We start from the raw sequence: 22,651 nt of genomic DNA on the forward strand, positions 1-22,651 counted from the left end.
AACCTGCACCAGCTTGCCGACATCATCCAGATGGCGGTCGATCTCGATGCCGACCGGCTCGAAGTCGCCAATGTGCAGTATTACGGCTGGGCACTGAAGAACCGCGCCGCCCTGATGCCGACCATCGAGCAGATCGAGGAGACCAGCCGCATCGTCGAGGACGCTACCGTGCGCCTGAAGGGCATTCTCGACATCGACTACGTGGTGCCGGATTACTATGCGCTGCGGCCGAAGAAATGCATGGGCGGCTGGGGCCGGCAGTTCTTCAACATCTCGCCGGCCGGCAAGATCCTGCCGTGCCATGCGGCGGAGACCATCACCGGGCTGGAATTCGAATCGGTGCGCTCGAACCATTCCATCGCCTGGATCTGGCAGAACTCCGAAGCGTTCAACCGCTATCGCGGCACCGGCTGGATGCCCGAACCCTGCGCCAGCTGCGCCTTCAAGGAGATCGATTTCGGCGGTTGCCGCTGCCAGGCCTTTGCGCTGACCGGCGACGCGGCTAATACCGACCCCGCCTGCACGCTATCGCCGCGGCACGAGGAAATCTTCAAGATGGCCGAGACCGAATCCGCGCACGGCGAGAGCCGTTTCATCTACCGCAACTTTGCCGGCGGCACGCTGGAAGCGGACGATCATGGCGCCTGACGCCGATGCCGGCAAAGCCGCTGCAAGTGCCGATCCCTTCGCGCCGCTGACCTCCGAACACCTCGATGTCGGCGACGGCCACGAAATCTACGTGGAGAGCGTCGGCCGCATCGACGGCGTCGCTGCCGTGTATCTCCATGGCGGGCCCGGCAGCGGCTGCCAGCCCGACCATCGCCGGCTGTTCGATCCGCAACGTTTCCATACCGTGCTGTTCGACCAGCGTGGTGCCGGCCGCAGCAAACCGCGGGGTTTTCGCGAGGCCAATACCACCGCTCATCTGATTGCCGACATGGAACTGGTCCGCGAAAAATTCGGCTTCGACAGATGGCTGGTGGTCGGCGGCTCCTGGGGGGCGACGCTGGCGCTGGCCTATGCGCAGGCGCATCCCGACCACGTCAGCGGCATCGTGCTGCGCGCGACGTTTCTCGGCACGCGGGAAGAGCTCGACGGCGCCTTCCTCGACGTTCTGCCGCGGCATTATCCCGGCCTGTACGAGGACTTTCTCGGCGCACTGCCCGCCGGTGAACGCGCATCGCCATTGCCAAACTACTATCGCCGCATCCTGGATTCCGATGCGGCCGTCCACACCTCCGCAGCGCGGGCCTGGGGCGGTACCGAGAGCATCCTTTCAGAACACGCGCCGAAGCGGACGCGGCTCGATGTGGCAGAGCTCGCCAATACCTCCAAGCCGATGCCTGCCACGCCGTTCATGGAAGCGCACTACTTCCAGCACGATTGCTTCATGAAGCCCGGGCAATTGCTCGCGGAAGCCGGCACGCTGCAAGGCATTCCCGGCATCATCGTGCAGGGCCGCTTCGATTTCCTCTGCCCACCCGCGACGTCGCATGCGCTGGCGGCGGTCTGGATCGACGCCGAAATCCGCATTGTTGAAGGCGCCGGCCATTCGCTGTACGACCCCGGCGTCCGCGATGCGGTGATGAAAGCCATCGCTGACGTTGCCTCGAAACTGAAATCACAGGACTGCTAAAATGCCGATGGCCGGAACGGGCATGCTGATGACGTCGATGGATATCGACGCCGCCCATGAGCGCGAATTCAATGCCTGGTACGATCGCGAACACCTTGCCGAGCGCGTCGCCATCGAGGGTTTTCTGGAAGCCCGGCGCTATGTCGCGGTGGATGCCGCGCCAAAATATCTCGGGCTGTATTCGACCGCAAACTTCGACGTGCTCGACAGCGTCGCCTATCGCACCGCGCTGGCGAACCAGACCGCGTGGTCGAAGGCCAATATCGGCAGATTCCGGAACATGCTGCGCTCGGTGGCGCGGATCACGGCCAGCCGCGGCCAGGGCCGAGGCGCGGCGCTTGGCCTGGTGCGAATCCGTCCGCCGGAGACGGGTGCCCCCGCGCTGCGCGAAGGCATCGTGGCGCAGCTCGATCCCGGCACGCTGGACGGCATCATCTCGATGCATCTGATGGAAAGCGACCCGCGGCTGTCGAAGCCCCTGACCGACGATCCCGCCGCGCCGAATCCCGCGGCGCGCGACTGGTATGTGATGATCGACGGCACTGACGTGGAAGCCGTGGCTGCCGTGATGCAAGGCCGCTTCGACGCCGCGATCGCCGCCGCCTCCGCGACACTAATTTCTGCCGGCACCTACCGGCTGATGTGGGACCTGGCGAAGTCGGATCTCTGAGGCATCCTGTCGTAGACGCAGCGCTGCTCCGCGCCAGGGCACGAGAGATTTGAACGCATCCGGCCACTGCCGCGACCCATGTGAAACCGGCCGACACCGGCCTTTCACCTTCGGATGCCGCCATGTCCCGCGTTTCCTCGATCGCCGCTGCCGCCCTCCTCATCGCCGTAGCTACCACGGTTGCCCGCGCCGAGGATGAACCGCGCAAGGTCGATGCGGCCGCGTCCGCCAGCCTCGACACCAAACTGTTTGCCCAGCCGATGGACGCCGACACGACCTATGCCTGCTTCAACCGGCGCTACGATGCCGCCCATCTGGCGCGGCATTCCCGGCAGAAGGTCGGCGCCATGAAGGTGCTGGTCATCGCGCGAAAACCGTCGCCGGAAAATCGCGAACCCTACTCGTTCAAGCTCGGCTTCAAATACCGCGACCGCAAGGGCGATTGGGATTCCAGCGGCTACTGCAACCACGCACAAAACGAAGAAACCGATGGCGAATTGCGGATGAGCTGCAGCGTCGAGTGCGACGGCGGCGGCATCAGCGTCGGCCTGCCCAAGGATGGCGACGGCGCGGTGGTTCGGATCGAACGCGTCCGCATCTGGCAGAACAGCAAGCCCGATGACGAAACCAGCCCGGCACTGGAAGGCGGCAGCGACGACAAAGTCTTCCGGCTGCAGCGCACCGCGCTGAAGGACTGCGAGTCGCTGGTCGAAGACCCCGACCAGCGCATCGCGATGCGGACCAAGTAGCGGAGCCGGCCATGAACCGACGAAGCATGTTATGGGCGGCCGTATCGTCGATCGGTGCAGGCCTTGCCGGGGCGCGGACAGCCGCGGCGTTGGCGGACGAGAGCCCGTCGCCAAAGCTGAAGGTGGTCTATCACCTCAACGATCTCGACCGCGTCCAATTCGTGCTTGGCAATATCCAGGACCATTATGACGGCGTCGGCGGTCCCGACAACGTGACCATCGCGCTGGTGATCCATGGCCCGGCGCTGCGCGCCTTCCATCTGGCATCGGCCAACCCCGACTTCACATCGCGTTTCAGCCATCTCTCGAAAGCAGGACTGCAACCAGCCGCCTGCGGCAATACGATGAAAGCGCAGAACGTCAGGCTGGCGGAGCTGCAGCCCGGCTTCGTCAGCGCGGACCGCGGCGGCGTGGTGCTGATCGCGGAGCTGCAGTCGCAGGGCTATCTCTACCTGCGGCCGTGAGTTGGTCTGCCTGTGCTCGCAGTGCTGAGACCAACAACAGTGCCGTTTTTTGGGCAGCTCCGTCATCCAACGAACACGAAAACGCGATAGTCTGACCGGGCGCCAAAAGGAACCCTTTGTCTTGCAAGACGTAGGGGTTTGGGGCGATCATCAGATCGGACAGCAGGCGCGTGTGCCGGTGCAGTCCCCGGCTCGCCGTCGCCCGATGGCTGTCGCGCGCACCCGGATCGAACAGAACAAGGCATCATGAATCCTGTCAAAGCACTTGAATCTCATGGTCAGGCCGTCTGGCTGGACTTTCTGGCCCGCGGCTTTATTGCCAAGGGCGACCTCAAGAAGCTGATCGACAGCGACGCGGTCAAAGGCGTCACCTCGAACCCATCGATCTTCGAAAAGGCGATCGGCAGTTCGGACGAATACGATGCGCCGATCTCCAAGGCGCTGCAGTCCGGCGACCTCCCGGTGGCGGACCTGTTCGAGACGCTGGCCATCGAGGATATCCAGCATGCCGCCGACGTGCTGAAGCCGGTCTATGACAGCCTCAAGGGCGCCGACGGTTTTGTCAGCCTGGAGGTCTCGCCCTACCTGGCGCTGAGCACCAAGGGCACCGTCGTCGAGGCGCAGCGGCTCTGGAAGAACGTAGCGCGAAAAAACCTGATGGTGAAGGTACCGGCCACCGACGAAGGCCTGCCCGCCATCGAGCAGCTAATCGGCGAAGGCATCAGCATCAATGTTACGCTTTTGTTCGCGCAGCAGACCTACCGCGACGTCGCCGAGGCCTACATCGCCGGGCTTGAAAAATATGTTGCCGGCTGCGGCGATCCGTCCCATGTGGCCAGCGTCGCTTCCTTTTTCGTCAGCCGCATCGACGCGCAGGTTGACAAGCAGCTCGACGAAAAAATTGCCAAGGCCAACGATCCAACCGAGAAGGCCCGGCTTGCAGCGCTCAAGGGCAAGGTCGCGATCGCCAACGCCAAGCTGGCCTATCAGGATTACAAAAAATTGTTTGCCGGCGCACGCTGGGAAAAACTGGTCGCGAAGGGCGCAAAGCCGCAGCGGCTGCTGTGGGCCTCTACCGGGGTGAAGAGCAAGGACTACCGCGACACGCTGTATGTCGAAGAGCTGATCGGCAAGGACACCGTCAATACCGTACCGCCGGCGACGCTGGATGCCTTCCGCGACCACGGCGAAGTGCGCGACAGCCTAGAAGAGAATGTCGATGCAGCGAAGCAGGTGCTGGCAGATCTCGAAAACACCGGCATTTCGCTGGACAAGATCACTGCAGACCTGGTGAAGGACGGCGTCAAGCAGTTCGCCGATGCCGCCGACAAGCTGTATGGCGCGGTGGCGCACAAGCGCGCGACGTCCATGGCCGGCAGCCTCGACGGGCAGAAGCTTGCGCTTGGCACCGTCATCGCGAAGTCGGTCGAGACCCACACCGAGGAGTGGCGCGCCTCCGCCAAAATTCGGCGTTTGTGGCAGAAGGACAAGTCGGTCTGGTCCGGTCAGGACGAAGACAAGTGGCTGGGCTGGCTGAACAGCCCCGCCGGCGAGAAGGCCAAACTGGCTGATTATGCCGGCTTCGCGGAGTGGGTAAAGGCGCAGGGCTTCACCGACGCCGTGGTGCTCGGCATGGGCGGCTCGAGCCTCGGGCCCGAAGTGCTGGCGCAGACTTTTGCGAAAGTCTCGGGTTTCCCGAAACTGCACGTGCTGGATTCCACCGACCCGGCGCAGGTCCGCGCCATGGGGGCCGCGGTCAACATCGCCAAGACGCTGTTCATCGTGTCCAGCAAATCCGGCGGCACGACCGAACCGAACGTGATGAAGAACTACTTCTTCGCGCAGGTGAGTGAAGCAGTCGGCGCCGACAAGGCCGGCGGCCACTTCGTCGCCGTGACCGATCCCGGCTCGTCGCTGGAGAAGGTTGCCAAGGCGCAGAAGTTTGCGCGCATCTTCCATGGCGACCCCACCATTGGTGGACGCTATTCGGTGCTGTCGCCGTTCGGCCTGGTGCCGGCTGCTGCCGCGGGCATCGATCTCACAAACTTGCTTGATCTGACGCTGTCGATGGTGCGCTCGTGCGGCCCTGACGTGCCGCCGTCGGAGAATCCCGGCGTGCAACTCGGTCTTGCGATGGGCGCTGCCGGCCTCGACGGCCGCGACAAGGTCACCATCCTGTCATCGAAGAAGGTCGCCGATTTTGGCGCCTGGGCCGAACAGCTGATCGCTGAATCCACCGGCAAGGACGGACGCGGCCTGATCCCAATCGACGGCGAGACGCTGGGAGCGCCTGAAGTCTACGGCACCGATCGCTTCTTCATCGATCTGCGCACCGACGGCGAGAACGACGCGTCGCATGACGCCAAGCTCGACGCGCTGGAAGAGGCCGGTCATCCGGTGGCACGTATCGTGATGAAATCCATTGACCATCTCGGCCAGGAATTTTTCCGCTTCGAAATGGCCACCGCGGTGGCCGGCTCGCTCCTCGGCATCAACCCGTTCAACCAGCCCGACGTCGAGGCCGCCAAGATCAAGACGCGGGAATTGACGGAATCCTTCGAGAAGACCGGCTCGCTACCGCCGGAGACGCCTGTAATCTCGACGCCAGCCGCCGATCTCTACACGGACGACATCAATGCCGCGGCCCTGCGCAAGGCCGGCGCCAACGGCGATTTGGCGTCCTGGCTGAAGGCTCATTTCGCCCGCGCCGGCGGCGGCTACTATGTCGCGCTGCTCGGCTATGTCGAACGCGATGCCGCCAATATCGCCACCCTGCAGCATATCCGGATGGCGGTGCGCGACACCAAGCATGTGGCGACCTGCGCCGAATTCGGCCCGCGCTTCCTGCATTCCACGGGACAGGCCTACAAGGGCGGCCCCGCCAGCGGCGTGTTCCTGCAGATCACCACCGACGACGCACAGGATCTGCCGATCCCCGACTACCGCGCCTCGTTCGGCGTGATAAAGGCGGCGCAGGCGCGCGGCGATTTCGGCGTGCTCACCGACCGCGGCCGTCGTGCGCTGCGCGTGCATCTCAAGGGCGATCTCAAGGCGGGCCTCGCTGACCTCGACAAGGCGATCCTCGCCGCCCTCAACTGACAACAAGGATTTCCCAGATGCAGCTCGGCATGATCGGCCTCGGCCGGATGGGTGGCAATATTGTCCGCCGCCTGATGAAAAACGGCCACACCTCCGTGGTCTACGACAAAGACTCGAAGGCTGTGGCGGCGCTCGTCGGTGAGGGTTCGGTTGGCGGCGCTTCGCTGGAAGAATTCGTCAGCAAGCTCAGCAAGCCGCGGACGGTTTGGGTGATGCTGCCGGCCGGCCGGATTACCGAGACCACCATCGACGCGCTCTCGAAACTGCTGGAGCCGGACGATGTCATCATCGACGGCGGCAACACGTTCTGGCAGGACGATGTCCGCCGCGGCAAGGCGCTGCAAGAAAAGGGCCTGCATTACATCGACGTCGGCACCTCCGGCGGCGTGTGGGGTTTTGAGCGCGGCTACTGCATGATGATCGGCGGCGACAAGGCCGTGGTCGATCGGCTCGACCCGATCTTTGCGACCCTGGCGCCAGGGATCGGTGACATCCCGCTCACCCCCGGCCGCGACGGCCGCGATCCGCGCATCGAGCAGGGCTACATCCACGCCGGCCCGGTCGGCGCCGGGCACTTCGTCAAGATGGTCCATAACGGCATCGAATACGGGTTGATGCAGGCCTATGCCGAGGGTTTCGACATTCTCAAGAATGCCGATCTCGAAGTCCTTCCGGAGGCGCATCGCTTCACGCTCAACCTGCCCGACATCGCCGAAGTCTGGCGCCGCGGCAGCGTGATCCCGTCATGGTTGCTCGATCTCACCTCCTCCGCGCTGGCCAAGAACGAGACGCTCGATACCTATTCCGGCTATGTCGAGGATTCCGGCGAAGGCCGCTGGACGGTGAACGCTGCGATTGATGAATCGGTGCCAGCCGAGGTGCTGACCGCCGCGCTGTTCGCGCGATTCAGGTCGCGCAAGGAGCACACCTTTGCCGAAAAAATCCTGTCGGCGATGCGTGCCGGCTTCGGCGGCCACAAGGAGCCGGAGCAGCATCCCCATCCGGTCAAGCAGGCTGCACCTGAAATCGTCAAGCCGAAAGGTTGATTGCCAGTGACCGATGCGAAGCCCGCCACCAAGATCCCCGACCCCTGCTCCTTCGTGATCTTCGGCGTCACCGGCGATCTCGCCCACCGGCTGGTGATTCCGGCGCTGTACAATCTCGCAGCCACGCATCTGCTGCCGGAGAAATTCTGCGTCGTCGGCGTCGCCCGCGGTACGATGTCGAACGAGGAACTGCGCGACGACATGATGAAGGGCCTGAAGCAGTTCGCAACCCGTCCTGTGGATGACGCGATTGCACAGCGGCTGCTAGAATGCGTCACCTTCATCGAGGCCGATCCCAAGGAGCCGGCATCGTTCGACAAGATGCGCGAAGACCTCGACAAGCTTGAGGCACGGCGCGAGACCACCGGCAACCGGCTGTTCTACATGGCGACGCCGCCCAGCGCCTTCGCGCCGATCGCGCGCCAGCTTGGCCGCACCGGCATGCTGAAGGAGAACGGCTCGTGGCGGCGCTTGGTGGTGGAGAAACCGTTCGGCACCGATCTGGAGTCGGCCAAAGCGCTGAACGTAGAGTTGCTCAGTATCGTCGAAGAGAAGCAGATCTACCGGATCGATCACTACCTCGGCAAGGAAACCGTCCAAAACATCCTGGTGCTGCGCTTCGCCAACGGCATGTTCGAGCCGTTCTGGAATCGCAACCACATCGATCACGTCCAGATCACCGTCGATGAAAAACTCGGCGTCGGCCACCGCGGCAGCTTCTACGACGCCACCGGCGCGCTACGCGATATGGTGCCAAACCATCTGTTCCAGCTACTGTCACTGGTGGCCATGGAGCCACCCGCCAAGTTCGAGGCGCACGCCGTGCGTTCGGAGAAAGCCGAGGTGCTCGGCGCCATCAGCATCCAGACCGAGGCCGAGGCGCTGCAGAACTCGGTGCGCGGGCAATATCTCGGCGGCAAGATCGGCGACACCGAGATCGAGGACTATCTCAAATCCAAAGACGTCAAGCCGGACTCGACCATCGAGACCTATGCGGCGCTGAAACTGACTATCGACAACTGGCGCTGGGCCGGCGTGCCGTTCTATCTCCGCACCGGCAAGGCCCTCGGCATCAAGCGCACCGAAGTGGCCATCAAGTTCAAGCAGGCCCCGTTCGCCATGTTCCGCGACACCGCGGTGGAGAAGCTGTCTCAAAACTATTTGGTGATCGGCGTTGAACCGACCGAGGGCATCGCGCTGCAGTTCAACACCAAGATTCCGGGGCCCTCGATCCAGATCGACGGCGTCGAGATGAAGTTTCGCTACAAGGACTACTTCAAGGCCGAACCATCGACCGGCTACGAGACGCTGATCTATGACTGCATGATCGGCGACAACATCCTGTTCCAGCGCGCCGACGGCGTCGAAGCCGGCTGGCGCGCGGTGCAGCCGTTCCTCGACGCCTGGAAGAAAGCCGGCTCCGACGGGCTGAAAAACTATGAGGCCGGTAGTGAAGGCCCGGTCGAGGCGGAGGAGCTGATGACGCGCGACGGCCGCAGTTGGCGGAAGTTGAGCTGACGATGGGGCTGGGTCGCAAAATTATCGTGGTGGACGATGCGGCGGCACTTGCAGTCGCCGCAGCCGATCGCGTTGTCGCCCGGATCGACAGCAATCCGGGCCGGATCGCGATCTGCCTGACCGGCGGCTCCAGTCCGAAGCAGCTCTATGACGTGCTCGGCAAGGAACCGTACCGGAGCCAAATTCCGTGGGATCGCGTGCACTGGTTCATCGGCGACGACCGCTTTGTCAAAACCGGCGATCCGCTGAACAATATGAGCATGGCGCGAGGCATCTTCCTCGATCGTTGCGCCCCGGCCGCCAATATTCACCCGATCCCCACCGAGGCCCACAGCCCCTACGAGGCCGCGCGTCTCTATGAAGAGCAACTGAAGAGCTTTTACGGCGCCAACGTGCTCGATCCGCCGCAACCGCTGTTCGACCTGGTGCTGCTTGGCGTCGGCCCCGACGGCCACATCGCGTCGCTGTTTCCGGGCTATCCGGCCATCGAGGTCACCGACGAGTGGGTGGTTGGAGTGTCCGAAGCCCATGTGGCGCCGTTCGTGCCGCGGGTCAGCCTAACCCTGCCGGCGCTGGGTTCGTGCCACGAGATGCTGTTCGAACTGAGCGGCGCCGACAAGCGCGCCATCATGACGCGGGTGCTGGCGGGCAAGGACTTGCCCGCCAACCGCGCCCGTTCCTATGAGGGCGAAACCGTGTGGCTGTGCGACCGCGCGGCGCTTCCGGAGAATTTTCGTGCCTGACGCGCGCGCGCTGGTCGTGATGGGCGTGTCCGGCTCCGGCAAGAGCACCATTGCAGAAAAACTCGCCGCACGGCTCGACTGGGCGTTTGCAGACGGCGATAGTTTCCATCCCGCCTGCAACGTCGCGAAAATGAGCGCCGGCCATCCCCTCTCCGACGAAGACCGCTGGCCATGGCTGCAGGCGATTGCCGATGAGATCGACCGCGTCATCGATGCAGGCGGCCATGTGGTGGTCGCCTGCTCGGCGCTGAAGCGCGCCTATCGTGACGTGCTGGTGCACGGCCGCGATGACGTCCGCATCGTCTATCTCGACGGCAGCCCGGAGCTGATCGCGTCGCGCATGGCCGCGCGCAAAGGCCACTTCATGCCGCCCGGTCTGCTCGACAGCCAGTTCGCCACGCTGCAGCCGCCCGGCGCGGATGAAAACCCGATCGCAGTATCAATTGACGCCTCCGTCGAGGCGATCATCGATGCTATCCTTGCGCAAATACCCAACAGGAAGATCTCATGACCCGCATTGCCCTCGTTGTCTCCGATGTCGATGGCACCATGGTGACCAAGGACAAGATCCTGACGGAGGGGGCCAAAGCCGCTGTGCAGAAGCTGCACGATGCCGGCATTGGCTTCACCATCACCTCCAGCCGGCCGCCGGTCGGAATGCGGTTTCTGGTCGAGCCGCTAGGGATCACGCTGCCGATCGGGCCGTTCAACGGAAGTTCGATGGTCGATGGCCGTTTGAAGGCGATCGAGCAGCATTTGATTCCGGAAGCAGCCGCGAAACGCAGCGTCGAGGTGCTCACGGAATACGGCGTCGATATCTGGCTGTTCACCAACGAGGAGTGGCTGATCAAGCGCGACGATGGCAAATACGTGCCGCACGAGCAGAACACCATTCAGCACGACCCGGTGATCGTCGATGACTTCACGCCGTTCCTGGCGAAGGCCTGCAAGATCGTGGGCGCCAGCGCCGACTTCCCGCTGCTGGAGCGCTGCGAAGCCGCGACGCAAGCGGCTCTCGGCGATCAGGCCGTCGCGGTGCGCTCGCAGAACTACTATCTCGACATCACCCCGCCGGGCCAGAACAAGGGTACGTTCGTGACGGCGATGGCCAAGCGGCTCGGGATTTCACTCGAAGCGATCGCCACCATCGGCGACATGCAGAACGACCTGCCTATGTTCAAGGTGAGCGGCATGTCGGTGGCGATGGGCAACGCGACGGACGCGGTGAAAGCGCTGGCGACGGATGTGACGACGTCGAATGAAGAAGACGGATTTTCAGGCGCGGTAGAAATGATCTTGCGAAGGAATGCGGGTGGCTAAGCCTCTTGCTTCCTTCGCCCACAAGGAGATGGAAGACGAAGTCTATTTGGATCGCTGCATCACCGGTTTTTCCGCGGAGCGCTTGGCGTCACAGAGATTGTGCGCGGTGTTGATCAGCGCGATGTGGGTTAGCGCTTGCGGGAAGTTGCCGGTCTGGCGTTTGGCAATCGAATCGTATTCCTCAGCCAGCAGCCCGACATCGTTGGCGATACCCACTACCCGGTCGAACAAATCCTGCGCCTTGCCAATCTCGCCGGCCAGGATGTAGACGTCCGCCAGCCATAGGCTGCAGGCCAGGAACGCGCCTTCGATCGGTTGTTTTTCGCCGGTCTGTTCGCGCGGATCGTGTCGCAGCACAAAGCCATCCCGCATCAGGTATTTCTCGGTCGCGGCAATCGTACCCCGTACGCGCGGATCCGAGGCCGGCAGGAAGCCCACCGCCGGCAGCAGCAGCACGCTGGCATCGAGCACGTCGGCGCCGTAATATTCGACGAAAGCGTTCAGCGCTGGATTGAAGCCCTTGTCGCAGACATTGCGGTGGATCGTGTCGCGCAGGGCTCGCCAGTCGTCCAGCGGCGCCTCGAGGCCGTAGGCCTCGGCGCTCTTGATGCCGCGATCAAACGCCACCCAGCACATCACTTTCGAGAACACGTAATGCGCGCCGTCGCCGCGGCGCTCCCAGATGCCGTGGTCGGGCTGGTCCCACATCGAAGCGAGGTGTTCGAGCACCTGGCGCTCCACCGCCCAGGTCTCGCCATCCAGTTCGAGGTGGGCCATCCGCGACTGATGAAAGGCGTCGATCAACTCGCCATAGACATCGAGTTGCAATTGCGCGTGCGCGGCATTGCCGACGCGCACGGGCTGCGCGCCTTCGTAGCCCGGCAGCCAGTCGGCCTCCCATTCCAGGAGCCGGCGCTGACCCATGATACCGTACATGATCTGCATGTCCGCCGGCGAGCCGGCCGCGGCGCGCAGCAGCCAGTTGTGCCACGCCAGCGCTTCCTCGGTGTAGCCTGAATTCATCAGGACCAGCAGCGTGAAGGTCGCGTCGCGCAGCCAGCAGAAGCGGTAGTCCCAGTTACGGGCGCCTCCGAGCTTCTCGGGCAGCGACATGGTGGGTGCCGCAACGATGCCGCCGGACGGCGCATAGGTCAGTGCCTTCAGCGTGATCAGCGAGCGCATCACCAGATCGCAATTTTCGCCGTCATAGGTGCAGCGACCGCTCCATTCCGACCAGAATTCCTCGGTGTCTTTCAAGGCCTGGTTGGGGTCGATCGGTGCCGGCACTTTCAGGTGCGACGGGCCGTAGGTCAGCACGAACGGCACGCTGTCGCCGGCATTGACCTCGAACTCCGCGACCGTGGTCAGATTCTCGCCGTGGGTCTCGACGGGCGTGCGCAGCACCGCCATGTCGGGGCCGCAGATGCCGAGCAGCGCCCCGTCCTCGGTGCGCCGGACCCATGGAATGGCCACGCCGAAACCGAAACGGATCACCAGGTTCATTCGCAGTTTCACGCGGCCGGTCTCGCCGCGCACGATGCGAACGACATCGGAGGCTGCACCGCGCGGCGGCATGAAGTCGATCAAGGTGATAGCGCCCTCGGCGGTTTCCAGCCGGGTCTCCAGTATGAGCGTATCGCCGCGATAGCGCCGCGAACATTTCGTCACTTCAGCCGCGGGCGCGATCTTCCAATGACCGTGTGTCTCGTCGCCGAGCAAAGCCGTAAAACACGCATCGGAATCGAATGCCGGCCAGCACAGCCAATCGATCGAGCCGTTGCGATTGACCAGCGCCGCGGTCTCGCAGTCCCCGATCAAGGCGTAGTCTTCGATCAGGCCAGTCACGGCTCAAGCCACTTCGGAGCGGTCGGCGGTAGCGATATGCAGCGCCACCAGATCGACAGCGCCGGCGATCTCATCAACCGCCACGGGCAGCCGCTGCCGCCAGTTAGGATGCTCGTCGATAGTGCCGGGGATGTTCGGCTGGTCGATCACCCCCAGCAAATCCTCCAGGGCGATCGCCAGCAGCCGGGTACGGGTCCGGGCGAGAAACTGCGTCACCGCGTAGAGGTCGTCAGTGGCGATCGATTGATGCCGCAGCGCTTCGCTCAGCATGTCGATAGCGTAGCGCCGGGCGTCGTCGCTTTCGCCGGGATCGATGCCCAACCCGCGCTTCATCACCAGATCGGCGTAGCTGCGCCAGCCCGCATAGGTCGGCAGGTCGTGGGTGTTGAAGGTAACCAGCGCATCGGGTGCGTAGTAATCGATGCCGCGAAACGCGCCACGATCATCGCGCTCGAACATCATCACCAGATATGACCAGATGCCCCAGTCGCGAAGTTCGTCGCGAAATCCGTCCGGCACGGTGCCCAGGTCCTCGCCGATCACCACGCAGCGGCTGGCGATACTTTCCTGTGCGGTTACAGCCAACAGCGCCTGCAGCGGCATCTTCACATAGGCGCCGTTGTCGGCGGCGTAGCCGTGCGGCACGACATAGAGCCGGTTGAGGCCGAGCACGTGATCGAGGCGAATGGCACCGGCGTAGCGCATCGAGGCGCGCAGCATGTCCTTGAACGGCGCAAAGGATTGCACTTCGAGACCGCTGCCATTGAAGCCGGCGAGACCCCAGTTCTGGCCGGCGGGCTGCAACAAATCCGGCGGCGCACCGATCGACAGGTGCCGCGACACTGCAATCTGCTCGTTCCAGGCGTCGAAGCCACCACTCTGGACGCCGACGGCGACGTCGAGATAGAGCCCGACCTTCATCCCCAGTTTGGCGGTGAGATCGTAACAGGCCTTGAGCTGCAGGTCGGCATTCCACTGCACGTATTCGATGAACACCACTTCCTTGCCGTCGGGGCCGGCCCGGAGTACGGCGCATGCCTTATCGTCGGGGTGCTGGAGTTCTTCCGGCCACTCCCACCACGCGGTCTGCAATCGGTGCCGCAGCACCTCGAAGCAGGCGAAGCGCGTCAGCAGCGGCGCGCGCTCGGCGCGAAATGCCGCGAAGGCCTGCTGCCGCTTGGAGGCCGGATTGGCGTAGAATTCCTCGAACGCGGCGCGCAGGGCGGCCGTTTTTGCTGCGGCGACGGCGACGTAGTCAACCACCGGCGCGGCGCGTAGCTTCGCCAGCGCGTCGCCGCTGTCGTGAGCGGAAAATTCCGGCAGCGCCTCGACGTCGATGTAGAGCGGGTTGAGAAACAGTCGGCTGTTGGGCGAATACGGGCTGCATTCGGCCGGGCGATCGTCGAACAGCGCATGCAGCGGGTTGAGGCCGACACCGCCGGCGCCGAGGCTGGCAGCCACTTCGATCAGTTTCCGCAAGTCCGTAAAGTCGCCGATGCCCCAGTTGCGGTCCGAGCGCAGGCCGTACAGCTGCACCGCCAGAATCCAGGAGCGGTCGAAGTCACCGCGAAATGCCTTGTCCGGAGCCACGATGACCGCGGTTTCCTCGGAGAACAGCGACGCATCGGTCAGTTGCAGGCGCCAGACCCCTATCGGCAGATCAAGCGGCCACAGGATATTGCGGTCGCCCGTTTCGCCCTTGGCGATAACCTTAACGCCATCGACGATTTTCCACTTCAGAGGGAACGTGGCAGCGTCGCTGAGGTAGGTCCGCTCAGCCCGCCCGGCCCGCACCACCACGGTATGGTCGAGAAACCGGTCCTGCGTGCGAACCGGCATGGCATCGATAATGAGCTTGAGGGCGACGGCGTCCGTGGTGTGCCACTGCCCCTGTCCATCATGAAAGCCTGTCTGGATTCCGAGTTCGGCAGCTTTTTCAAAAAGGTCCATACGGCACGCTGTTTGCAACGCAGCAACATGACATTACTGCGAAATTTGTGAATTTTAGGAAGAGGATAGCCGTTTTCAACGCTTCGATCTAAGCTCGGTTCCTGATGGAACCATCCCCAGCTACGGGGCTTTGTATATGATCGCACCGTCTCTTTTCCGCAACTCGAAACGGGACGACATTCTCATGTCGATGGCATCACTGTGAACAAAACCACTCAGATCGTGGAAAGGGTCGCCGCTGGCGCATTTCACATCGAAAACATCTATCCGATTATCGATGGCGGTCGCTTTCCCATCAAACGGATTGTCGGCGAGCCTATCGAGATTTTCGCTGATCTGTACCGCGATGGTCACGAGATCATCGCCGCCGCCATCGTCTGGCGCCGCGAGCAAGATCGCGACTGGAATCGCGCCCCCATGGCGCTGGAAGTCAACGACCGCTGGGGCGGCTCGTTCACGCCGGACAGCATCGGCCGTTACGTCTATGCCATCGAAGCATGGACCGACGAATTCGCCACCTGGCAGCACGGCTTCGAGCTGAAGCTGAAGGCTGGTCAGGACGTGACGCTGGACGCGCTGGAAGGCGCCGGGCTGATGACCAAGGCGCAATCCGGCGGCCCGGAGGCGTCGGCCGTCATCGTCAAGCAATGCGAAGATTTCCTGAAAACCGGCGATACCCAACCGCTGCTGGCCCCTGAATTGCGGGCTGCCATGGCCGAGGCGCAGTCGCGTCCGGACCTGACGCGCTCGGCCCTGCTGCCGCTGATGATCGACCGCGAGCGCGCCCGCAACGGCGCCTGGTACGAGATGGTGCCGCGCAGCCAGAGCCCGGTGCCCGGACAGCACGGCACGTTCCGCGACTGCATCGCCCGGCTGCCCGATGTGGCGGCGATGGGCTTTGACGTCGTGTATTTCACCCCGATCCATCCGATCGGCGTCAAAAACCGCAAGGGCAAGAACAATTCGCTCTCCGCCCAACCGGGCGATGTCGGCAGCCCCTACGCCATTGGCGGCAAGGAAGGCGGACACGACGCCATCCATCCCGAGCTCGGCACCATGGAAGACTTCCAGGCCTTCATCACGGCTGCCAAGGCCGTCGATATGGAAGTCGCCATTGACGTCGCGGTGCAGTGCTCGCCGGACCATCCGTGGATCACCGAGCATCCGGACTGGTTCAAGCGTCGGCCCGACGGCACCATGAAATATGCCGAGAATCCGCCGAAGCGTTACGAGGATATCCATAATCCCGATTTCACCTGCGACGACGCGGGCTCGCTGTGGAATGCGCTGCGCGATGTGATCTTGTTTTGGGCAGAGCACGGCGTGAAGATTTTCCGGATCGACAATCCCCACACCAAGCCGCTCCGGTTCTGGGAGTGGATGATCCACGAGGTGCAGGTCAAGCACCCGGATGCGCTGTTTCTCGCGGAAGCTTTTACCAAGCCAAAGCTGATGAAGGGCCTCGCCAAGCTTGGTTTCTCGCAGTCCTACACGTATTTCACGTGGCGGACGGAAAAGTGGGAGATCGAGCAGTACCTCAACGAGCTGTGCGGCTATCCGGAGCGCGAATTCTACCGGCCGAACTTTTTCGTCAACACGCCGGACATTCTGCCGTTTCACCTGCAGTCGGGCGAAGCCTGGATGTTCAAGGCACGCGTTGCGCTGGCCGCGACGCTGTCGTCCACCTACGGCATCTACAACGGTTTCGAGTTGCTTGAGCACGAGCCGATTCCAGGCAAGGAAGAATATTTGAACTCGGAGAAATACGAGATCCGGACCCGAAACTGGGATCAGCCGGGTAACATCAAGCCGTATATCCACGACCTCAACCTGGCCCGCCGCGCCAACAAGGCGCTGCAGCAGACCAGCAATTTGCGCTTCATGGCGGTGGATGACGTCAACGTCATCGGCTTCGTCAAGGAGTCGGTTGATCATTCCAACATGGTCGCCGGCGCGATCTCGTTGTCGCGCGACGTTCATGAAGTTTGGCTGCCGATCAACAGCCAGGTGATGGTCGATGGCGAACGCCGCGACATCGCGGCGGTCGAGAATATCATTACCGGGGAGCGTTATCCCGTTGAATGGGGGGGTCTACGCGTGCGCATCGACCCCATGCGCGACCCCGCCATCTTCTTCCGCTGTCTCGCCTGAAAGCGCCCCAAATGAACGTGTTACCGAATATCGACTCGACTGTGACGCCGGGCGCGAAAGACGATCATCTGTGGTACAAAGACGCCATCATCTATCAGTTGCATGTCAAAGCCTTCGCGGACAGCAACAATGACGGCATCGGTGACTTCGCCGGGCTGACCGACAAGCTGGACTACCTGCAGGATCTTGGCGTCACCGCGATCTGGTTGATGCCGTTCTATCCGTCACCCGGGCGCGACGATGGCTACGACATCGCCGACTACGGCTCGATCCACCCCGACTTTGGCACCATGAAGGATTTCCGCCGCTTCATTCATGAGGCGAAGCGGCGCGGCCTGCGTGTGATCACCGAACTGGTCATCAACCACACCTCAGACCAGCATGACTGGTTCAAGCGGGCCCGGCGCAGTCCCGCCGGCTCCAGCGCCCGTGACTGGTATGTCTGGAGCGATACCGACAAGAAATATGACGGCACCCGGATCATTTTCACGGATACCGAAAAGTCGAACTGGACCTGGGACACCGAGGCCAAGGCCTATTACTGGCACCGCTTCTTCTCACACCAGCCCGACCTGAACTTCGACAACCCGCGCGTTGTCAGCGCGGTGGTACAGGTGATGAAGCGCTGGCTCGATGCCGGCGTTGACGGATTCCGCCTCGACGCAATCCCGTATCTGGTGGAGCGCGACGGGTCCAATAACGAGAATCTTCCCGAGACCCACAAGATCATCAAGCATCTGCGCGCGGAGCTGGATGCCTATGCGCCCGGAAAACTGCTGCTGGCCGAGGCCAACCAGTGGCCGGAAGACGTGCAGCAGTATTTCGGCGACAGCGACGAATGCCACATGGCATATCATTTCCCACTGATGCCGCGCATGTACATGGCGATCGCCCAGGAAGATCGTTTCCCGATCACCGACATCATGCGCCAGACCCCGGATATCCCCCAGGACTGCCAGTGGGCCATGTTCCTGCGCAACCATGACGAGCTGACGCTGGAAATGGTCACCGACGTCGAGCGCGACTATTTGTGGTCGACCTATGCCAACGACCCGCGCGCCCGCATCAATGTCGGCATCCGCCGCCGCCTAGCGCCGCTGATGGAGAACGACCGCCGGAAAATCGAGCTGATGAACTCGATGCTGATGTCGTTCCCCGGCACGCCGATCATCTATTACGGCGACGAGATCGGCATGGGCGACAACATCTATCTAGGCGACCGCAACGGCGTACGCACGCCGATGCAGTGGACGCCGGACCGCAATGGCGGTTTCTCGCGCGCCGACCCTGCCCGGCTCTATGCCCCGACCATCATGGATCCGGTGTACGGCTACGAGTCCGTCAATGTGGAAGCGCAGTCGCGCAGCCTGTCGTCGCAGCTCTCGGCCACCAAGCGGCTGATGGCCGTGCGCAAATCGACGCTGGCCTTCGGCCGCGGCACCATGACCTTCATCCGCCCGACCAACCGTTCTGTACTGAGCTACGTCCGACAGTTCGGCGACGAGGTGATCCTCTGCGTCGCAAACCTGTCGCGCTCGGCGCAGGCCACCGAACTCGATCTGTCGCCGTGGAAGGAGCGCGTGCCGCTGGAAATGCTCGGCCGCACCAAGTTCCCGCCGATCGGCGAACTGCCCTACATGATCACGCTGGCACCCTACGGCTTCTACTGGTTCCTGTTGCAGGAACGCGACATATCCGAACATATGGCGCCGACGGCGGTACCGGAATTCGAAACCCTGGTGGTGCCGCTCGGCGCCACCTGGATGTCGCTGGAACGAACCCGTGGCGTTTTCGAGCGCGAGGTTCTGCCGGCGCATCTGGCGCGTACGCGCTGGTATCCGGAACGCTCGCCCAAGGCGATCCAGGCGCGGTTGACGTCGGCAGTTCCGTTCGCCGAGATCGGCGACAATCGGCCGTGGCTGGCGTTCTTCGAAACCACGCAACGCGGCGTGACCACGCGCTATGTGCTGCCGATGCAGATCGAATGGGTCCGCTTCGACCGCGAGCGCTATAACCCGCGGGCTTTCGCCGCGGTCCGCCAGGGCGCCCGCGAAGGCACCTTGCTGGACGTCGCGAGCGACCCGATCTTCATCGCATTGCTGCTGCACAACCTGCGCAGTTCGCTGTCGGTAGCGAACGAAGACGAAAGCGCGCGACTGGAATTCCGGCCGACAACGAAGCTTGCAGACAAGCCGTTTGAACAGCCCACCCATATTCGCGCGGTCGAAACCGAGCAGTCCAACAGCACCGCACTGGTCGATAGCGACTACGTCGTGAAACTGTACCGCAAGCTGCAGACCGGCATCAATCCGGAGATCGAACTTGGTCGCTTCCTCACCGACGTTGCCGGCTTTGCCAACACACCGGCGCTGCTTGGCAGCGTCGAACTGATCGAGGGTGAGCAGACCAGCGCGATCGCGATCGTCCATGCCTTCGTGCAGAATCAGGGCGACGCCTGGACCGTAACCTCCGCCTATCTCGACCGCTTCGTCGATGAGCAGAAGCTGCTCGCCAACGGCGACGACGTCGGCCACAGCGACGAGCAGGTCCCCTACCTGCGCTACATGTCGCAGACCGGCCGCCGGGTCGCCGAAATGCACATGGCGCTCGCCAGTCGCGACGACATCGAGGACTTCAAGCCGGAGCCGGTGTCGCCCGAAGATATCACGATGTGGATCGGCGAGATCGTGGATCGGGCGGAACTGGTATTCGAGGCTCTGCGGCCTCGACTGAACACGGCCAAGGAGGCCGATCGCGCTTTGATCGAGCGGGTGCTGGCGTTACGCAGCGGCTTGCGCGAGCGTCTGCTGGACCTCCTTCCGCCCAACACCGACGGGTTGAATATCCGGCATCACGGCGATTTCCATCTTGGCCAGATGCTGGTCGTCAAGGATGACATCTACATCATCGACTTCGAGGGTGAACCGCGCCGTCCGATTGCCGAGCGCCGCCGTAAGGCGCCGGCGGCCCGCGATGTTGCCGGCCTGATCCGCTCGATCGACTATTCGGCGACGGCGGCACTGGAACGCGCGCTGATGGTCGCGCCTGACGAAACCGGCAAGCTCGCTGCGGCCCTCGAAGGTTGGCGGGAACGGGCGACGGCGGCGTTCGTTGGTTCATATCGCGATACCCTGACCGATGCCCGGCTGTGGCCTGCCGATTCAGCAGCAGCGGAGGGAATGTTGAATTTCTTCCTGCTGGAAAAGGCCTTCTACGAAATCGAATACGAACTCGCGCATCGCCCGGACTGGCTGCGAGTGCCGCTCGCTGGCACGCTGCGCATTTTGAAACCGTACTCTGAGGAGGTCAAATGACCAAATTACCCGCGGAGGCTTACGCGATCGTCGAAGGCCGCCATTCCGATCCGTTTCACTATCTCGGCCCCCATAAGGAGGCTGACAAGACCATCGTGCGCGCATTCCTGCCGGAGGCGATCAATGTCGATGCCATCGACGATCATGGCGCGGCAACCGCGCTGGAGCGTGTCCATGACGCCGGCCTGTTCGTCGGCGCGTTGGCCAACGGTTCGACCAATTATCAGCTGCGCGCACGCTATGGCGACGGCACCGTCGATCTCGACGATCCCTATCGCTTCCCGCCGATCCTAACCGACTTCGATCTTTACCTGCTCGGCGAAGGCACCCATCAGCGGCTCTACGACAAACTTGGCGCCCACCCGATGACGCTGGAAGGCGTCAAGGGCGTCGGCTTTGTCGTGTTCGCACCCAACGCCCAGCGCGTCAGCGTGGTTGGCGATTTCAATTTCTGGGATCCGCGGCGGCATCCGATGCGGGTGCGCGGCGTCGGCTATTGGGAGCTGTTCGTTCCGGCCGCGGCCGCCGGCGACCACTACAAGTTCGCCATCACTGGCCCGCAGGGCCAGCAACTGGCGCTGAAGTCCGATCCGATGGCATTTGCAGCGGAGCGGCGTCCCAGCACCGCCTCGATCGTGCTCGACGAAACGGAGGTGCCTCTTCCGCGCCCCGCCCCCGCCAATATCAACGCGCTGAACAAGCCGATGTCGATTTACGAGGTCCATCTGGGCTCGTGGCGCCGCAAGGGCGAGGACAACGTATGGCTGACCTACCGCGAACTGGCGGAGATGCTGCCGCGCTACGCTCGCGACCTCGGCTTCACCCACGTGGAATTCCTGCCGGTCAACGAACATCCGTTCGACGGTTCGTGGGGCTATCAGCCCACTGGCATGTTCGCGCCGACCAGCCGCTTCGGCACTCCCCAGGATTTTGCCGCGCTGATCGACGCTTGCCACGCCGAAGGCCTCGCCGTGCTGCTGGACTGGGTGCCCGGGCATTTCCCGGATGACGCCCATGGCCTCGGCGTGTTCGACGGTACCGCGCTCTATGAGCATGCCAACCCGCTGCAGGGCCGGCACATGGACTGGGGCACGCTGATCTACAATTACGGCCGCACTGAAGTGGTGAACTTCCTGGTGTCGAACGCGCTATTCTGGCTGGAGCGCTACAACATCGACGGGCTGCGCGTCGATGCAGTGGCCTCGATGCTGTATCTCGATTATAGCCGCAACGCCGGAGCCTGGATTCCAAACAAGTATGGCGGTCGCGAAAATCTTGAGGCGGTGTCGTTCCTGCGTCGCTTCAACAGCGAGGTCTATGCCAAATTCCCCAACGCCATGACGGCTGCGGAAGAGTCGACGGCCTGGCCGCAAGTATCGCGTCCGGTCGAATATGGCGGGCTCGGCTTCGGCTACAAGTGGAACATGGGCTGGATGCACGACACGCTGAACTACATCAGCCAGGACCCGATCTACCGCAAATATCACCACGGCTCGATACTGTTCGGCCTGCAATATGCGTTCTCGGAAAACTTTGTGCTGCCGCTCTCCCATGACGAGGTGGTGCACGGCAAGAAGTCACTGATCGGCCGGATGCCCGGCGATGACTGGCAGCGCTTTGCCAACTTGCGGGCGTATTACGCCTTCATGTTCGGTCATCCCGGCAAGAAGCTGATGTTCATGGGCTGCGAATTTGCCCAGGAGCGTGAATGGAATCACGACCGTTCGCTGGACTGGCACCTGCTGGAGCAGCCGAAACATGCGGGCATTCAGTCTCTCGTTCGCGATCTCAACGAGCTGTACCGCAACCAGCCTGCATTGCACGAGCTTGATTGCGATCCGGCTGGTTTTGAATGGGTGATCACCGAGGATGCGGCCAGTAACGTGTTCGCGTGGCTGCGCAAGGGCGCCAGTCCGCGGGCGCAGTGCCTGGTGGTGGTGAACTTCTCGCCTAACGTCTACCGCGACTACAAGGTGCGTGTGCCATTCCCCGGCAAGTGGCGTGAGGCGCTGAATTCCGACGCCGGAATCTATGGCGGCAGCAATGTCGGCAATGCGGGCGAAGTGCAAACAACCGGGCTGGTGCCCGAGCTCAACCTGACGCTGCCGCCGCTGGCCGCTATCTTTCTCGTACCGGAATTCTAGGC

The 22,651-nt window shown here is 62.9% G+C and carries 16 protein-coding genes; 14 read left to right on the top strand and 2 right to left on the bottom strand.

Annotated features, from left to right (window positions below; all coding sequences use genetic code 11):
* The 11 genes from JWR89_RS00005 to JWR89_RS00055 all read left to right on the top strand — a co-directional run.
* The coding region (locus JWR89_RS00005; RefSeq protein ID WP_299710164.1) for an SPASM domain-containing protein at positions 1-648 on the top strand (648 nt) is incomplete at its 5' end.
* Complete coding sequence (gene pip, locus JWR89_RS00010; protein WP_299710167.1) at positions 638-1,636, top strand: prolyl aminopeptidase; 999 nt, start codon at positions 638-640, stop codon at positions 1,634-1,636. The genes JWR89_RS00005 and pip, both read left to right, overlap by 11 nt.
* 1 nt (position 1,637) lies before the next feature.
* Positions 1,638-2,306, top strand: a complete 669-nt coding sequence (locus JWR89_RS00015) for a DUF4286 family protein (protein ID WP_299710169.1) — start codon at positions 1,638-1,640, stop codon at positions 2,304-2,306.
* A gap of 122 nt (positions 2,307-2,428) precedes the next feature.
* Positions 2,429-3,055 (top strand): hypothetical protein, encoded by a 627-nt coding sequence (locus JWR89_RS00020; RefSeq protein WP_299710172.1) that lies wholly within the window; start codon positions 2,429-2,431, stop codon positions 3,053-3,055.
* A gap of 11 nt (positions 3,056-3,066) precedes the next feature.
* Positions 3,067-3,519: a DsrE family protein gene (locus JWR89_RS00025; RefSeq protein WP_299710174.1), complete on the top strand. Its 453-nt coding sequence runs from the start codon at positions 3,067-3,069 to the stop codon at positions 3,517-3,519.
* A gap of 246 nt (positions 3,520-3,765) precedes the next feature.
* Complete coding sequence (locus JWR89_RS00030) at positions 3,766-6,618, top strand: bifunctional transaldolase/phosoglucose isomerase (protein ID WP_299710176.1); 2,853 nt, start codon at positions 3,766-3,768, stop codon at positions 6,616-6,618.
* A 17-nt stretch (positions 6,619-6,635) separates the two neighbouring features.
* Positions 6,636-7,664: a phosphogluconate dehydrogenase (NAD(+)-dependent, decarboxylating) gene (gene gnd / locus JWR89_RS00035; RefSeq protein ID WP_299710179.1), complete on the top strand. Its 1,029-nt coding sequence runs from the start codon at positions 6,636-6,638 to the stop codon at positions 7,662-7,664.
* A 6-nt stretch (positions 7,665-7,670) separates the two neighbouring features.
* Entirely contained in the window at positions 7,671-9,182 is a 1,512-nt protein-coding gene (gene zwf / locus JWR89_RS00040) for a glucose-6-phosphate dehydrogenase (RefSeq protein ID WP_299710181.1), read from the top strand.
* Between the two features lie 2 nt (positions 9,183-9,184).
* Positions 9,185-9,925: a 6-phosphogluconolactonase gene (pgl, locus tag JWR89_RS00045; RefSeq protein WP_299710184.1), complete on the top strand. Its 741-nt coding sequence runs from the start codon at positions 9,185-9,187 to the stop codon at positions 9,923-9,925.
* A gap of 19 nt (positions 9,926-9,944) precedes the next feature.
* On the top strand, positions 9,945-10,436 hold the full coding sequence (locus JWR89_RS00050; protein ID WP_299710232.1) for a gluconokinase: 492 nt from the start codon (positions 9,945-9,947) through the stop codon (positions 10,434-10,436).
* Positions 10,433-11,245, top strand: a complete 813-nt coding sequence (locus tag JWR89_RS00055; protein WP_299710186.1) for an HAD family hydrolase — start codon at positions 10,433-10,435, stop codon at positions 11,243-11,245. The genes JWR89_RS00050 and JWR89_RS00055 overlap by 4 nt, the downstream gene beginning before the upstream one ends.
* 42 nt (positions 11,246-11,287) lie before the next feature.
* Here the strand turns inward: JWR89_RS00055 and JWR89_RS00060 are convergent, their stop codons facing one another.
* Positions 11,288-13,090, bottom strand: coding sequence for a glycoside hydrolase family 15 protein (locus JWR89_RS00060; RefSeq protein ID WP_299710189.1), 1,803 nt, complete (start codon positions 13,088-13,090; stop codon positions 11,288-11,290).
* A 3-nt stretch (positions 13,091-13,093) separates the two neighbouring features.
* Positions 13,094-15,040 (bottom strand): 4-alpha-glucanotransferase, encoded by a 1,947-nt coding sequence (gene malQ / locus JWR89_RS00065; RefSeq protein WP_299710191.1) that lies wholly within the window; start codon positions 15,038-15,040, stop codon positions 13,094-13,096.
* A 201-nt stretch (positions 15,041-15,241) separates the two neighbouring features.
* Here malQ and JWR89_RS00070 point away from each other — a divergent pair, with 201 nt between their 5' ends.
* Genes JWR89_RS00070 through glgB form a run of 3 tightly spaced genes read left to right on the top strand, consistent with a single transcriptional unit; the run spans position 15,242 to position 22,649 of the window.
* Entirely contained in the window at positions 15,242-17,191 is a 1,950-nt protein-coding gene (locus JWR89_RS00070) for an alpha-1,4-glucan--maltose-1-phosphate maltosyltransferase (RefSeq protein ID WP_299710194.1), read from the top strand.
* A gap of 11 nt (positions 17,192-17,202) precedes the next feature.
* A complete protein-coding gene (gene treS / locus JWR89_RS00075) occupies positions 17,203-20,505 on the top strand; it encodes a maltose alpha-D-glucosyltransferase (protein WP_299710196.1) in 3,303 nt (1,100 codons plus the stop codon).
* Positions 20,502-22,649, top strand: a complete 2,148-nt coding sequence (glgB, locus tag JWR89_RS00080; protein WP_299710199.1) for a 1,4-alpha-glucan branching protein GlgB — start codon at positions 20,502-20,504, stop codon at positions 22,647-22,649. Before treS ends, glgB begins: the two co-directional genes overlap by 4 nt.
* Positions 22,650-22,651 lie beyond the last annotated feature (2 nt).

Origin of the sequence: Tardiphaga sp. (genome assembly GCF_028290785.1) — a bacterium.
In the GTDB taxonomy this organism is placed as follows: domain Bacteria; phylum Pseudomonadota; class Alphaproteobacteria; order Rhizobiales; family Xanthobacteraceae; genus Tardiphaga.